A 13,578-nucleotide genomic window follows, 5' to 3' on the forward strand; every position below is an offset into this window, starting at 1 on the left:
CAAACCTTGGCAGTGGAGCAGTTCACACCTGTGCAACTCAATCTGGAGCAGCCCCGGACAGTTTGGGTGGCGCTGTTACCAGTTCACGTTCCGAAGCTCGAAGGCACACTCGCTGGCTGGCGATTCAACTCAATGCCTCTAGTTTCGAGCAAGCGACGGAGGTGGATTACTTTCTCACCAATGCCTCTGACAACCAAGTCAGTGCGGCTTGGGTAGCTCAAACATATTCTGCTCGCAACTGGGTGGAGGTCTTCTATCGAGAAGCCAAGGGCTGGTTGGGTTTGAGTGAGTATCAAGTTCGGGATGCTCTGAGTATGAAGCGTCATTGGGTTTTAGTGTTCATCGCTTACACCTTCATCCTTTGGCATCAGTTGACCGGCGGATTCCGCAGACGTTGGGCAACCAAACCCTTACAAACTTTTGCCGAAGCATTGGAGGCATTCCGCACCGCAGTCGAGTTTCGTTTGGTCCGCTGGCTTAATGAGCATGTTGATGTATTTGCCTCTCACAGAGCTAAGTTCGGCTATATTTGGGCTTAGAAAGTTTTAAAGTCCCATTAGGAAAGCAAAACTGATCTTAGACCCGTGAAATACTCACAACTAAGTAACAATCGCACCTATTTGGACGGCTATGTTGTACGAAGTTGTTGGGGAGATGAAAGCTTTATTGGTAGGTTAGTATGAAGTTTAAAGCACTACAATTGCCATTGCCTTTTTCCTACACTACAATGACGGCGACCTGATGAGCCTTAATTACGATGAATAAAGCAGAACTCGTTGATGTTATTGCATCCAAACTAATGTCACCAAGAAAGATGCCGATCTCATCCTCAGTGCCATTACAGAGACAATTGTGGAAGTCGTGTCTACCGGCGATAAAGTTTCCTTAGTCGGTTTTGGTTCTTTTGAGCCGCGCCAACGCTCGGCGAGGGAAGGGCGTAATCCCAGATCTGGCGAGAAGATGACAATCCCTGCCACTCGCGTTCCTGGCTTCGCTCCTGGCAAGTTGTTCAAAGATAAAGTTGCTCCTAACAGTTAGCTTCCACGCGCTCGACTCAAAGTGCGAAGCGCAACTAACAGACATTAACTGGTAGAGACAACTTCCGCCGCTGGCTCCTTAAATTTTTTCTCGAAAATCCTCACCCCTGCTTCTAGAACCTCAAAACCATCTGCCGTACGTTGCCCCAACTTCCCGTTTACCGCTCCACCCCAGTCACTAAAACTTGCCGCATCAGCTTCCGCGAGCGCGCCAACTCTTGGCATTCAGCAAAGCGGTAAACGTGGACTCCATTTTGGTCGGTCAGGATAATTTCTACCTTCTTATTCTCTGCTGGCTTGACTTGGGGCAATTCGTTGAATTTGAGGGTGATATCCGATCTGGCTTGGGTCATGCAGTATTTTTCCTTGAAGAATTGCGATTTGATTATTCTCTGCTTGTAACATTAACAGCGCATTCCAATTTGGCTATGCAACGACTTTTTACATGAATCGAGAGAAAATAAATTTCTCCCTACATACTCTACTGCTTGAATATCGAGTTTTTCTCAAAGTCACTTCCTCTGAAAAATTTGTCCGTGACTACCTGAAAGAATATTCTTGCCATAATACTGGGTTGGAATAGTACTGTCGGCGGTTCAACCATGTGGACTACTGCCCAAAACTTCTGATACACGTCAGGGGCATCTATCATTAACCTGAGTACTCGGTCGAAGTATCGCTGCGTCAGTTGAGTCATCAGCTCCGGCTGCTCTCCTACTGTGGTTGACCAGCGCAAATCTTCTCCGGTTGCCATTAACCACGGAGTCGCAATTGTTTTGGCTAATTGCTTTTGAAAGCGTCGCGTCAGCCCAGAGCGGGAGTCACGATCATATCGATTCTGCTGCTGGAGGCACTTGTCTAGAGTGAGGGCTTGCATCGCTGCGACTGTAATTCCTTGACCGTAGATTGGATTAAAAGCACAGACTGCATCTCCCATAACTACCACTCCTTCCGGTAGCCTAGATAGCTGTTCGTAGTGATACCAGCGGTTTTCCGTTCTTCGGTAGGCATATACCCCAGAGAGGGGTCGTGCATCTTTGATTGCTTCATAAATTATCGGACTGCGAAGGCTGCGAGCAAATTCGAAAAAATCAGCTTCGCTAGTCGGTGGATAGTCGCGACCGACACCCCCTAGAGTCACGACCCAACGGTTGCCTTCTACTGGATAGAGTACGCCACCACGCCCTGCGTCGGGTGGCTTAGACATAATTGTTGCTCCTCGCCAATCTACCCTGGGTTCTTCGGGTCGCTGATACCAACGGCTAGCATAACCCAAAAATGAATTCACAATCGTCTCTTGTGGTGAAGGATAGCCTAGAGCAGCTAACCACTGGGGCAGGGCAGAATTACGACCTGTTGCATCCACGATGAAATCGGCAGCGAAATCTCGTGTCTGGGGTGGGGTAGTTGGATCTACTCCTGCCCGGTAACGGCATCTTACTCCTGTCACCTGGGATTTATTCGTGTTAGTTAACAGCTGGGTGGCCTGGCATCCTTCCAGTATTTGCAAGCGCCGCTCTTGGGTCAGCCGCTGTCGAAGTACCCATTCGAGGAAGGTGCGGCTACAGGTATAACCAGTAAAGCCGGAAGCAAAGCGTGGTCCCCAACCCCAAGCTCCTAATACTATCCAGTCAGCGATCCAATCTACAGTAGGCGCACCTGCTGCTGTTAGCTCGTCCTTCAAGCCAGGAAACAGCCTTTCGAGAATTCGCTGTCCTTGAGTGAGGATAACGTGGACTTGATTTGCTTGTGGAATACCAGGGCGTGATGACGGCTGTTGGGGAAAGCGATCTCGCTCTACAAGCGTCACCTGCTCAAAGTGGTCGAGTAAGACTCGTACCGCTAACAAGCCAGTAATACTGCCACCAATGACTACTGCTTGCTTCCCACTGCTTTGCGTGTGAGTTGGTGTTGCGAGGAGAACGTGACTAACTGGCTCTGGCTTTGTCATTGAAGCTCGACTCGAAGCACTTTTCACTAAGGTACTACTTCTACATTAGTATTAACAGCCACAACCTTTGATTGTGTTATTCCTATGACTAGTTGACAGCATCAGTACAATTCTTTACCAGAATTTACCACAATTCAAGTCGTAGTCCAACAAAGGGATTGTCGTGAATTGCTCCTCGTCCCCCAATTCCCTACCCCTGCTTGTTTGTAGAAGGGAGTTGCGTGCGATCGCCCTTCACTGACTCACGCCATAATCTTTTTCCATAAGTTCCAGGTGCATCAACTGCCTTGGTGTCAAATACAACGACCGCTGTATCGTCTCCAAAATTGCATAATCTACCGCTTCGAGATCGGCTTTCAACAAGTTACTAATTCGCGATGAAACTGACAATAAAGTAATGCGATGCCGAAGGCGGTTCGCTTCGCGACCATCGCCATCAGTCATGTCTATCTGTTCCACTTCTTCTTCTCGACATTGGATCGTTTCACCTTTGAGGCTAATATATATGTGAAAGCAATTGTTGCCAATATATTGAACGATCCCCCAATAACCATCGTAGGGTCGTAAGTCTGCGTTCTTGAATGCTCTCACTACAATTGCATCCTCAACTCGACAAGAGCTACGCTCGCACAATGGAACATAAGTGCGTTCCTTGACCACATCCACAATACTGCGTTTTGCTGCATTTTTATCAGTTAGTAGCATTGTTGCCACCGCAGCACTTACGTCACGAGCAGTCATCGGGCGATCGCCTGCGCTCTGAGTTGCCTGGGATAACACCTCTATGTAGTACTCTGGCTTGAGTTTAGAAAGTGGACGTAGATGCGATTCGCTAAACGTTCCCACTGGAACGTGTAAATATTGAGTTTCGATTCTGCCTGCAAGCAACTCTTTCTGAAGTGTCGAGCGTGCTTTGACAAACAAGTTTGAGTTCATCAGTTGCGCCATGCTATTAAAACCCAAGGCTAGGTAGCCCTCTCTTGTTTCTAGTTCTACAAGCAATGCGCGAATTTGATTGCACAGCCGATTTATCTGCTCAATTGTCGCTCTGGCTTCTTCTGCTGTCATCGGAGCCGACGATAATACTTCAACATTAAACGATGTTCCATTTGGAACATCGTTTGACATTAAACGATTTGCCGATTTCAAACACGACAGCGATATCCTTTCTCTTGTACCACCATCAAGTGCTACGATGCCCGCGTCAGGAGAAGGTAGCGCCGTAATTTCACCCGATATACCAGCCAACAGTGGATGAACCGCAACTATTACGCGATCGCCTATTCGGAAATTGCAAACGACATCCGTGCTGCGATCGGTCTGATTGTCCATAGCAAAAACTCCGCTCTAATTCATTGCCTGCTCATACAATTGCTAATGCCCGATTGCCAAGTAGTTGATTCTTTCTTTGTTTGATTTTTTCGATCTGTTCGCGGCACATTCTCAAACCTTCGGCACAAACTTGTTGCCCAACATCAAAGCTGTCGAGTGATCGCTGCATGAACTCGGCAACTGAGACTACAAAACGGTTCACCGTCACTACCTGAATTCCCAAATCGTTCCACCACGTCCCTGTATCGCGCCATCCCCGCTCTCTTGCTAGGATGAGCTTTTCCTCCAAGCTACCTGTTTTACTGGTTGACACGTCAATTTCGTTAACTGGTTTCTCGGCAGGTGGCAGACAAGATAACCCCATAGGGTTATCTTGTCTGCCCTGCTCTTGGGTGTTAATTTGATTTACCTGTAAACCTGTTTTACAACTGTCTGAATTTGGTTGAGTGGTATGACTGACTCTGAATTGGACGACTTTACTTGGCTGCGCGATCGCCTGTTTCTTTTCTTGTGGTGCAAGTATGCGCCAATCAGAAAACGGCATTAGATAAAACACCGATTTCTTTCCTGGCGTGCGATCGCCAGAGATTAAATTCATCTGCATCAGTTGCGACAGCACCCGGATCACTGTTACACGGGTTAACTGAGATCTTGCACCATTCTCAATAAAGGGTTGCCAAAAGAGCCAAAATCTGGAAGAAAGGGCGTAGGAATAATTTGAGTTGACGATTATGGAAACCATCGTCGAATACGCCCAAGGGCTAGTCTATAGCCTTCTTTGCTTAATGCCTAGCACATACCAGAAAGCCAGTCTAAACGCCCTGTTCGGGCTGTTTCTTGAAGCTCAAGGATATCCTTTACCCCAGCACACCCAGGTGAAATCCGCTTCTTCATTGAGTCGATTTTTGAATCACTACAATTGGTCTACTCGTAGCGTGATTCGCACGACTCGTCAAATGGTGTTGCAGCAAGTGACCGCTCATCCCCCTCATCCAAGCACTCCTTTGCGAGTGTCGATCGATCTAACGACATTCGAAAAGTGCGGCAAGTTTTTGCAGTTGAGTACGCCGACGAATGACCCCAAGGCACCTGACCCCTGGGTGAGAATACTTAACGGTAAGCGGGGATTACATTTAGTAGTATTGTACCTGGTGGTGGGTGAGTGGCGAGTGCCTTGGAGCTTTCGGGTCTGGCGGGGCAAAGGCTATCAAGCGCCCAGTACAATTAGCCTGCAAGTTGTTGGCAACGGTTCCAACCCAGTTGAGTCAGGGCAGGGTGGTCATTGTACAGGCAGATACGGAGTTTGGCACCGTAGAGTTTCTCAAAGCAGTGCGAAAGCAGTCGTGGCGAGCAGTCGTGGGGATGCGCTGCAATCGCAAAATGCAGGACGGTCGTCATCTAAAGCAACTGTATCGCCATGCCAACCGTGGACAACAGGTGTATTTAGCGGGAGACACACAGCCACTGACGGTGTCCTGGTTCTGGCTCAAACGAGCCGAAGGCAAGCGAGAACTGCGCTTTGTCGTTTCTACCCATCCTTACTCTGGCATTTATCTGGTGCGGCTAGGACGTAAGCGCTCTTGCATTGAGGGCTTTTTCAAAACGAGCAAACATCGTTTTGGGCTGCATCGCTTTGGGCAAACTACGAAACTTGGTGTCTATCGCTGGCTCATCAAGAGCGCTAATTGCCTATCTATTGGCGCATTGGATTGACCAATGGTCACTACCTCCTGTCCTGGATTGGAAAGCTGCCAGTGATTTGGCATTAACTGTACTGTTTCCCTCGGTTCTGTGGTTACAATTGCTGCGGTTCATCCGAGTCAATGCTGACATTGCTGCACAATTCGATTTTGAAATTATCCTCAAACCTTTACCCATTCTTGCTTATCGAGAATGCTGCAAGATCTGAGTTAAGCTAGGTATGTCAGCGCTGAGTAACTGCTTTAACTGTTGCGAAGAATCCATCAAAAATCGACTCAATACCAAAGAACATACATTACATCTACAATACTGCCCAATTCACAACTCACACTCTCACCGCTCAAAAAATTCACTCTAATTATTTTAAAAAAGTGATTTTTTCATTATTTGTGAACCACTCTAGTTTTTGTTATCTTTGTGCTTCAAGCTTGAGTTAAATATGTAAAATAAACCCCATCCAAACTCAAAGCTGATGGCATCACTCCCTGAATGACAGCAATCAATTCCATCTGGTCCTCTAGCTGTAATTCGATTGCTGAGTCCAACTACCCACTTCTGCATCAGTCAAAGGTTTCTCCAATTTGGCATACTCAGCTTGGGCTGCACGTAATAAGTGTTTCATCTGCACCGATTCTCCAGCTTCAGCAGCGAGAAAAGCTGCATTGAGAGCAATATTGTAGATGTTGCCCCCTGCAACATTCAACTTTGCTAGCTTCATCGGATCTATCCCTTCGGTGGGAGTACTTGCAGGGAAAACTCGCCGCCAAATTTCGGCTCGTTGGATCGCGTCTGGAAAGGGAAACTGAAGCACAAAGCGAATACGACGTAAAAATGCTGTATCTATCAAACTCTTCAGATTAGTTGTCAAAATTGCCAAGCCAGGGTATGATTCCATGCGTTGCAATAGGTAGCTAACTTCAATATTGGCATAGCGATCGTGGCTGTCTTTGACTTCACTGCGCTTGCCAAATAAAGCATCAGCTTCATCAAATAATAAAATCACCCCGCTTTCCTCTGCTGCATCAAAGACTTGCCGAAGATTCTTTTCTGTTTCGCCAATATACTTGCTAATAACCGAAGACAAGTCAATCCGATACAGGTCGAGATGCAATTCATTTGCCAGAACTTCAGCTGCTAGGGTTTTACCCGTACCGCTAGCACCTGCAAAAAGGGCGCTAATACCCAATCCCCGCGCACTCTTACCACCAAATCCCCACGAGCCATATACAGTGATTCGTTGACGTACATGAGCTGCTATTTCATGCAGGATCTGTTTCTGCAACGGTGGTAGCACTAAGTCTTCCCAACCGGCTACTGATTCAATTCTCTGAGCGAGTTCATCTAAACGCGGGCGTGCTTGTATGCGGCACACGTCCCATAAAATGCGATCAATCTCGTTTTCCTGTTTTTGGCTCAAGTGTCCTACAACTTCCGCACGAGCGGCTTGAATGCTGACAGTACTCAAGTTGAACTGTTTTACCAAAGTATCGACCTCACCGTTTAACTGGGGAATTAGATCGCCCAGTGTCTCTCGCCATAACGTACCTTGCTCGTCTGAGGTTGGTTTGTGAATCTCAAAGCTAACTGCTGGGCGTTGTTTTACAGTCATTTTTTCTCGACTAGTAATAATTAAGACACCGTGCAAACGCTCAATTAAATGCGCGATCGCCTTCACACGGGACACGTCATTTGGATCTAATTCATTGCAATTTATCAGTAAGGCATTCCTACTTAAAAGAATCTCTCGATTCCACAAGCGAATAAAATTATTTAATTCATTTGGTGTCACTGCGATCGCCTGTGCCGACATTACATTTAGCTGCAAACCCAACATCTTACACGCTGCGACTGCAATATCGCGTTTATTGGCAAAATCTTTACCATAAAATTGAATAACCGGCAATTCTTCTAAGGTTATAGCGTGCGACAAAACGGTTGCTACTCTCTCTACTACAGTTTGATGTGAAGGCACTAGAACGTTACCAGCTAGCAAAGGCTCAACGATCGCAGTCAACCGTTCGTCAAGATATTGTATTCCGAGTAAATAGTGCAAAATTCTTTCATCAATTCGTAGCGGACAGAGAGTCAATGCATGACCCTCTCCTATTTCAATTAAACGCCAAAAACGCAAAGGCGCGTATGGGGCGATCGCATCCCAATGCGGGTTTGGTAAAGCTGCTAGAGCTAATCCTAACGTAGGGTAGGGTTTTTGCCCCTCTGGTTGAGCTGCACTACATACATTAGTAAAGTCATTGCTCAATTCCAATGCCGCACATAAGAGAAGTACATCGCGCTCAAAATCTGAGAGATCGAAAATTTGACAAATTCTTTCCAATGCCGATGGAGCTGGCATAGCCTCAGCAGCTTTTTGTAAAGCTGGCTCGGATTTGTCATTGTTACTTAACCGATCGGGATTAGGCAAACTCACAGCATACTGTTCTAGAGTCTGTCTAATCAAAGCTACAGATGCAGATAAATACCGTTGGTTTGCTTCATACCAGCGATCGCTCATATAGTCACCTGTAGCGGATCGTACTGCCCAGATAAATCGTTTGGGAGGAAGCTTTGAGTCCCATCCACTTGGAGCTGTACTAAATAAGTTCCTGCCTTAACATTATTGACAGGAACTACTAACAAATTAGTCTCTTCATGACGTGAGGCGACTGAGAAAGAGTAAGACTCTGCTCCATAACTGGAAACCACATAAAGTATTAAAGTTACCCTTTGCGCTTTTCCTACTTTAGGGTTGCACTGAATCGAGATTTCTCCTGAATATAATTTACTACTGCCACCACTCTCTCGAACACGAGTCTCTGAAGCAGTAATAGTTGGATGCAAGACGAAAGGCACGATGTTGGATTCAATTTTACCGTGTTGCATACCTGCTGCTTTTAGCTTGAGATGTACAACCTGGACACCATGTATACCAGCATATAGATTTGATGGTAGTGAAAAACTAACCTGGGTTTCCGTCACATCTTGAGGTTCTAACAGTGACTCCATAACACTCAATCGTACTCGTGTTAAGTCGCCAAGCAACTGTTTTCCACGAATCAAAAGGGTACTACCAGCCACAATCTCTTGAGTTGCTCCCGATCGGGCTGCCACTGCCTCTACAATCGGTCTTGATGACGGTACTGTATGGGAATGTCTACTAGAGTTACGGCTGTCTATCGCTACCATTGATACGCAATAGGCAACTGACGGACGATAATTTGTTTGTAAAGCAGACCACAGCTTGGTGGTTTCTTCCATACTAAAAAATTCTGGATTAATTTTGATTTGCCCGATCTTCTCGGCTAGATCCAAAATAGATACAGCAGAAAGCACTTGAGACAAGATACTCGATGTATTGACTGCTGATGCATTTTTTAATGCCGTCTCGATAAGATTAGAGGTCAAAACTGGTGTCTCATGCAATAGATGCATTGCATACTCTAGTAAAAGCTCAGATTGAAAATCTTTGGCTCCGTAAGCTGTTAATAAGTAGTGCAAGTTAAGGGCGAGGGGTGGATTTGCAGAACGTATTTCTCTAGTTATTGGCGATCGCTTCCCTCCGATTTCTTGACTTATCCAGTCAGCATTGCGATTTTGCGTCACCTGATAGAGAAATAGGTTGAGTTGAGCGCGTTCGTCAGTTCCTACAGAAATGCGATCGGGTGGTAAGGCAGTAACAATGACTTCACCGAGACTAGCAGCGATCGCGTCGTTGACCAATCCATTTTCTAATAAATTTTTCAATACTGCTGTCACGGTTACTAAAGAAAGCGTATGGCTCATACTCATTTGCGATCGAGCAACTCGTCACATTCCTCATGTATCAAGTAGTAGCAATCTTTTGGTTAATCTGATTAATTTCATTCACCCAACGTTTGCGGATCGTGTGGTCGAGATTGAGAATTTCTGCTTGCGACCAGTGGAAGTGAAAGGCAATAAAAGCTACCTCCTCGTATAATTGCGCTGAGGGGTAGCTTAAGACTCCCCCGCTAAAGCAAACTCCACGGCAAATTGAGAATTACAGTGAGGGCATTGGGTGGGGATATGTGCTTGTCCGCTTTGATTAATCCGATTGTAAAATTCTCGCAAATAAGCAATATCTCGCAACACCAGCCCCTCTAGCATTTTAGGCTTTACAGAGGTGAGGCTACCTAAGCGAGTAATTACCCGCGATAGCATGACTAAACTGCTATAAGCAGAATTATCTTGAACTGATTGCTGTTTCTGCGCCAAAATTTCATCTATAGCAGTAGCTAAACGCATTTTTCCCTGACGATGAACTCGATTTTGAGCATCGCTCAGCCCACAGGGTAGCGTGAAGGAATATTCTGTAGAAATAGTTTCTTTACGGGACATAGACAAACTCGCGTTAATTGGGTCAAGTCGCAACTTAGGATGCCAAAGTAGTTAGACTGTCATCTGACTTCACTGCCTCACTTTCCAGCCCATTGATCTGACGGTAAAAGTTTTGCAAATAGTTCAAATCCTCAGCAAAAAAACCTTCCACTACGGCAGGTGTGATTTCTGTTATCGCTCCTAAACAGTTAATCACACGCGCCAAAATTATGATAGTAGAATAAGCAGGATTACTCTTGACACGGGGATCTCGCAAGGGAGCAATTTCATCAATTGCAGTTGCTAGCCGCATCACTCCTTTACGGTGCAGATTGCCTTCACCATCTGCATACCCTTTTGGTAGAGTAAACTCAAACTCAGTTTGAAACATAAAACTCCTTAAGTCTGAATACGCTTAAATCCTTCAAACGCAACTTCTATCTCCTCGATTTCAATCTCTGTACTCCGAGCATTGACATCAGCAAGTTTATAACTAGTAGGCCAAGCGGCAATTAGGTTAAATCTCGCTTGCGGTTTTCCTGCTTGGTCGTAAATTGTTAAAGAAGCATCTTTTCGCTGCTTTGACCAATTACCATCTTGAACTAATTGAAACCAGTTCCAAAAGGTAATAGAATTGCTCATGCCACGCCGCAGCGTTAAATTACCACTCTTGACATTGCCAGGAAGTTTTGTCCTGACAACTTCACCCTTACTAGCTTTACCCCATTTATTCGGAGTCACTTCACAAATTTCAATGACATCTTGAGTGCGTTGAAATCCCTGACACTCTAAAAAAATCGCATCGACTTGTTCTTTGAAGCCATTTAAACGTAACTCTAGATAAAACTTATGGGCTGTGAGAATTTCAGCTTGGTTTGGCATGGGCAGAAACTAGTTGAATTTTAGGTTTTAAATGTTGGAGACGTTGTAGGCAACGTCTTTATTTTTATGGCAATTAAAAAACAAAATGCTCTGAAAATGTTAGGGTGTAGCGATCGCGTTACTGGACTCGCTTAATCCCTTCATGTACCAGTTCGATTGTCTCATTCGCCATGTCTCCCCCCGAAGCTGTGAGTGTCGGGCCCGTGTACTTACAGGGGTAACAGTTAACAATTTCCCAACGAGCTTGCGGACTACCTGCCTGGTCGTAAGCTGTCACTGAACCTGCTTTCCGGTTACTCGTCCACTGGCTTGCTTCTCCCATATTCTTGTTACATTTTTCGTACCAATCGTAAAGGTCTTTATCACTTGTAGCAATGACTTGAATTGTCACGTTGGTGAATTGAGCTACAGTAGGAGTCGCTTGGCGCGTTACCTTGCCTTGTTTAGTCGATCCATGTACTTCTTGAGCTGGGGTTGATTCAACTCCCAAGCCGCTGATCTCTTTGATTACCTTTTCTGTGATTCCGTCTGCTTCAAAGTAAAACTTACAGGCGGTTAAAAATTCTCCTGGCATATTGACTCACCTGAAAATCAGTAATCTAAATTATTGGCAAAATTATTCCTGTTCGCCTTCGGGACCGTTCCACTGGCTGATGCGAAAGATGACAAACTCGGCTGGGCGCACGGGGCAAACCCCAACGTCAATGTACAAACGTCCCAAAATCATTGTTTCTGGTGGGTTATTTTCGGCATCGCACTTGACAAAAAATGCTTGTTCGGGTGTAGCACCAAACAATGCTCCTTCTCGCCAAATGCGCTCTAAGAAATTGCTAACTGTACGGCGCACCCTTGCCCATAAATCTTCGTCGTTCGGCTCAAAAACTGCCCATTGAGTACCTAGTTCAATGGATTTTTCAATATAGCTAATCAACCGCCGGACGCTGATATAACGCCATTCTGTCTTGTCAGGTTCGACAAGTGTGCGAGCGCCCCAGATCCGAATACCGCGATCGGGGAAATTGCGGATGCAGTTGATCCCCAAGGGGTTAAGTAGTTCTTGTTCACGAAAATTGGTATTGTATACTAAACCAATGACTCCTTTAGGGACTTCATTGGCAGGAGCTTTGTAAACTCCCCTCGTTTCATCAGTACGTCCCCAAACACCCATCATGTGACCGCAAGGGGGGATCGCAATGGGACGACCACCATTTCGCGGGTTGGGAACTTTAATCCAGGGATAGTACAAGGCGGCAAACATAGAACGGCGGTTGAATGCCTGCAACCACTCCACCACCTGTTGAGGTTTGACGCGATCGGGGGGCGGATCGAACAATACCATGCGGTTAGGAGGATTGGGAATATCACCACTGGTAGACCCTTCGCACATGCTGACCATCAGTTCCATGATACCGTGAACTTGATCCAGGTTCATAATTTGGGCTTCATAGGCACGCATTAAATCTGGACAAGCTAGCATCGTAATCTCATCGATCTCAAAGATACCGCGCACGCCAGTGCGATCGTCCCGTACCCCTTCCACATCGCGAGAGAACCCGTCTAGCGACGGTACTACTAATGGCAGCGATAAGTCAAATTGACCGTTGACAGGGCGGCGAGTTAAGGGCTGTCCTGGTTGAGCTTGGTCGGCGATCGCCACATACATCGAAGAACGCAGCGCGTTCACTACATACGTCGCTACCTGCTCTGGTGGGTCTGGATTCATGGTCAAGTGGTCGTACTGTTCCAGCACTTCATCACCGCGTCGCAGTTGCAGGGAAAAGTATTCTCCTGTATTTGGCGGTGGTTCGCTTTCGGTTCCTTCAGGGAGGGGGCGGGGTGCGCTATCACCAATGACAATCTGGATCGCGCCGCCAGCTACCTGCTCTGCACGGAGTGTCAGGTTTAAGCTGGGACGATTTCCACGTCTAGGAATCCGCACGCTAGCTACTTGCTGTTGGGTTGGTTGTGGTGTTCCAGGTAGTTGAGTGCCAATACTCGTAACCCAGCAACGCCCGCCACCGTTCATAAAGTAGCCATAGACAGCAAAGGGCATATAGGCGTTGAAGTCGGTGAATCCATCGGAACTGGGACTAGCAAAGTAATTTAGGTATTGCGTCCAAGTGGTGACGAGCATGGGCTTGAATAGCTCTGCGCCGTCACGCACATCCTCGGTAAAACCAACAAATCCCGCGATCGCAGTACTGACTCCTTCAATTGGGCGACTACCGCGATCAATCTCCTCGACATACACGCCAGGAGCAAAATAATCAAGTCTAGCCATAAAAGCGTTACCTCAAGTTTTGTTGAATAAACTTTGCTTAGTCGCAACGAGGGCATTAAATA

General features: G+C 46.3%; 15 protein-coding genes and 1 pseudogene. 4 read left to right on the forward strand and 12 right to left on the reverse strand.

Annotated features, from left to right (window positions below; all coding sequences use genetic code 11):
• Nucleotides 1-62: 62 nt before the first annotated feature.
• Both N4J56_RS34480 and N4J56_RS34485 read left to right on the forward strand, forming a co-directional pair.
• Entirely contained in the window at nt 63-539 is a 477-nt protein-coding gene (locus N4J56_RS34480) for a transposase (RefSeq protein WP_317111227.1), read from the forward strand.
• A gap of 218 nt (nt 540-757) precedes the next feature.
• Nucleotides 758-1,038, forward strand: a pseudogene (locus N4J56_RS34485) (HU family DNA-binding protein).
• 157 nt (nt 1,039-1,195) lie between these two features.
• Here the strand turns inward: N4J56_RS34485 and N4J56_RS34490 are convergent.
• From N4J56_RS34490 to N4J56_RS34505, 4 genes are all read right to left on the reverse strand, one after another.
• Complete coding sequence (locus N4J56_RS34490; protein ID WP_317111229.1) at nt 1,196-1,390, reverse strand: hypothetical protein; 195 nt, start codon at nt 1,388-1,390, stop codon at nt 1,196-1,198.
• Nucleotides 1,391-1,518: 128 nt separating this feature from the next.
• On the reverse strand, nt 1,519-2,988 hold the full coding sequence (locus N4J56_RS34495; RefSeq protein ID WP_317111230.1) for a monooxygenase: 1,470 nt from the start codon (nt 2,986-2,988) through the stop codon (nt 1,519-1,521).
• Nucleotides 2,989-3,222: 234 nt separating this feature from the next.
• A complete protein-coding gene (locus N4J56_RS34500) occupies nt 3,223-4,320 on the reverse strand; it encodes a hypothetical protein (protein ID WP_317111231.1) in 1,098 nt (365 codons plus the stop codon).
• Between the two features lie 31 nt (nt 4,321-4,351).
• Nucleotides 4,352-5,062: a hypothetical protein gene (locus tag N4J56_RS34505; protein ID WP_317111232.1), complete on the reverse strand. Its 711-nt coding sequence runs from the start codon at nt 5,060-5,062 to the stop codon at nt 4,352-4,354.
• Between the two features lie 497 nt (nt 5,063-5,559).
• Here N4J56_RS34505 and N4J56_RS34510 point away from each other — a divergent pair, with 497 nt between their 5' ends.
• Together N4J56_RS34510 and N4J56_RS34515 are read left to right on the forward strand one after the other, a co-directional pair.
• A complete protein-coding gene (locus tag N4J56_RS34510) occupies nt 5,560-6,033 on the forward strand; it encodes a transposase (protein ID WP_317106468.1) in 474 nt (157 codons plus the stop codon).
• Between the two features lie 46 nt (nt 6,034-6,079).
• The gene (locus tag N4J56_RS34515; RefSeq protein WP_317106469.1) at nt 6,080-6,229 is read left to right on the forward strand and encodes a hypothetical protein; all 150 of its coding nucleotides are present in this window, start codon (nt 6,080-6,082) and stop codon (nt 6,227-6,229) included.
• Nucleotides 6,230-6,538: 309 nt separating this feature from the next.
• On the opposite strand, the gene N4J56_RS34520 is transcribed toward N4J56_RS34515, so the two are convergent.
• From N4J56_RS34520 to N4J56_RS34550, 8 genes are all read right to left on the reverse strand, one after another.
• A complete protein-coding gene (locus N4J56_RS34520; protein ID WP_317111233.1) occupies nt 6,539-8,533 on the reverse strand; it encodes an ATP-binding protein in 1,995 nt (664 codons plus the stop codon).
• Nucleotides 8,530-9,807, reverse strand: coding sequence for a DUF4255 domain-containing protein (locus N4J56_RS34525; protein ID WP_317111234.1), 1,278 nt, complete (start codon nt 9,805-9,807; stop codon nt 8,530-8,532). Before N4J56_RS34525 ends, N4J56_RS34520 begins: the two co-directional genes overlap by 4 nt.
• Nucleotides 9,808-9,841: 34 nt before the next feature.
• Nucleotides 9,842-10,030, reverse strand: coding sequence for a DUF6760 family protein (locus N4J56_RS41550; RefSeq protein WP_410500734.1), 189 nt, complete (start codon nt 10,028-10,030; stop codon nt 9,842-9,844).
• Nucleotides 9,994-10,374, reverse strand: coding sequence for a hypothetical protein (locus tag N4J56_RS34530; RefSeq protein ID WP_317111236.1), 381 nt, complete (start codon nt 10,372-10,374; stop codon nt 9,994-9,996). Before N4J56_RS34530 ends, N4J56_RS41550 begins: the two co-directional genes overlap by 37 nt.
• A 34-nt stretch (nt 10,375-10,408) precedes the next feature.
• Entirely contained in the window at nt 10,409-10,744 is a 336-nt protein-coding gene (locus N4J56_RS34535) for a hypothetical protein (RefSeq protein WP_317111238.1), read from the reverse strand.
• Nucleotides 10,745-10,752: 8 nt separating this feature from the next.
• Nucleotides 10,753-11,235 (reverse strand): phage tail protein, encoded by a 483-nt coding sequence (locus N4J56_RS34540; RefSeq protein WP_317111240.1) that lies wholly within the window; start codon nt 11,233-11,235, stop codon nt 10,753-10,755.
• A gap of 118 nt (nt 11,236-11,353) precedes the next feature.
• Complete coding sequence (locus N4J56_RS34545; protein ID WP_317111242.1) at nt 11,354-11,809, reverse strand: phage tail protein; 456 nt, start codon at nt 11,807-11,809, stop codon at nt 11,354-11,356.
• A 42-nt stretch (nt 11,810-11,851) separates the two neighbouring features.
• Nucleotides 11,852-13,516 carry a phage tail sheath family protein gene (locus tag N4J56_RS34550; RefSeq protein WP_317111243.1) on the reverse strand — a complete coding sequence of 555 codons (1,665 nt, stop codon included), beginning with the start codon at nt 13,514-13,516 and terminating at the stop codon, nt 11,852-11,854.
• Between the last annotated feature and the right edge of the window lie 62 nt (nt 13,517-13,578).

Source organism: Chroococcidiopsis sp. SAG 2025 (assembly GCF_032860985.1).
Lineage (GTDB): Bacteria > Cyanobacteriota > Cyanobacteriia > Cyanobacteriales > Chroococcidiopsidaceae > Chroococcidiopsis.

Coding starts and splice junctions, on each gene's coding strand:
- N4J56_RS34525 (WP_317111234.1), bottom strand. CDS start 9,807: ATGAGTATGAGCCATACGCTTTCTTTAGTAACCGTGACAGCAGTATTG.
- N4J56_RS34505 (WP_317111232.1), bottom strand. CDS start 5,062: ATGGTTTCCATAATCGTCAACTCAAATTATTCCTACGCCCTTTCTTCC.
- N4J56_RS34500 (WP_317111231.1), bottom strand. CDS start 4,320: ATGGACAATCAGACCGATCGCAGCACGGATGTCGTTTGCAATTTCCGA.
- N4J56_RS34535 (WP_317111238.1), bottom strand. CDS start 10,744: ATGTTTCAAACTGAGTTTGAGTTTACTCTACCAAAAGGGTATGCAGAT.
- N4J56_RS34520 (WP_317111233.1), bottom strand. CDS start 8,533: ATGAGCGATCGCTGGTATGAAGCAAACCAACGGTATTTATCTGCATCT.
- N4J56_RS34490 (WP_317111229.1), bottom strand. CDS start 1,390: ATGACCCAAGCCAGATCGGATATCACCCTCAAATTCAACGAATTGCCC.
- N4J56_RS34545 (WP_317111242.1), bottom strand. CDS start 11,809: ATGCCAGGAGAATTTTTAACCGCCTGTAAGTTTTACTTTGAAGCAGAC.
- N4J56_RS34495 (WP_317111230.1), bottom strand. CDS start 2,988: ATGACAAAGCCAGAGCCAGTTAGTCACGTTCTCCTCGCAACACCAACT.
- N4J56_RS34550 (WP_317111243.1), bottom strand. CDS start 13,516: ATGGCTAGACTTGATTATTTTGCTCCTGGCGTGTATGTCGAGGAGATT.
- N4J56_RS34530 (WP_317111236.1), bottom strand. CDS start 10,374: ATGTCCCGTAAAGAAACTATTTCTACAGAATATTCCTTCACGCTACCC.
- N4J56_RS34540 (WP_317111240.1), bottom strand. CDS start 11,235: ATGCCAAACCAAGCTGAAATTCTCACAGCCCATAAGTTTTATCTAGAG.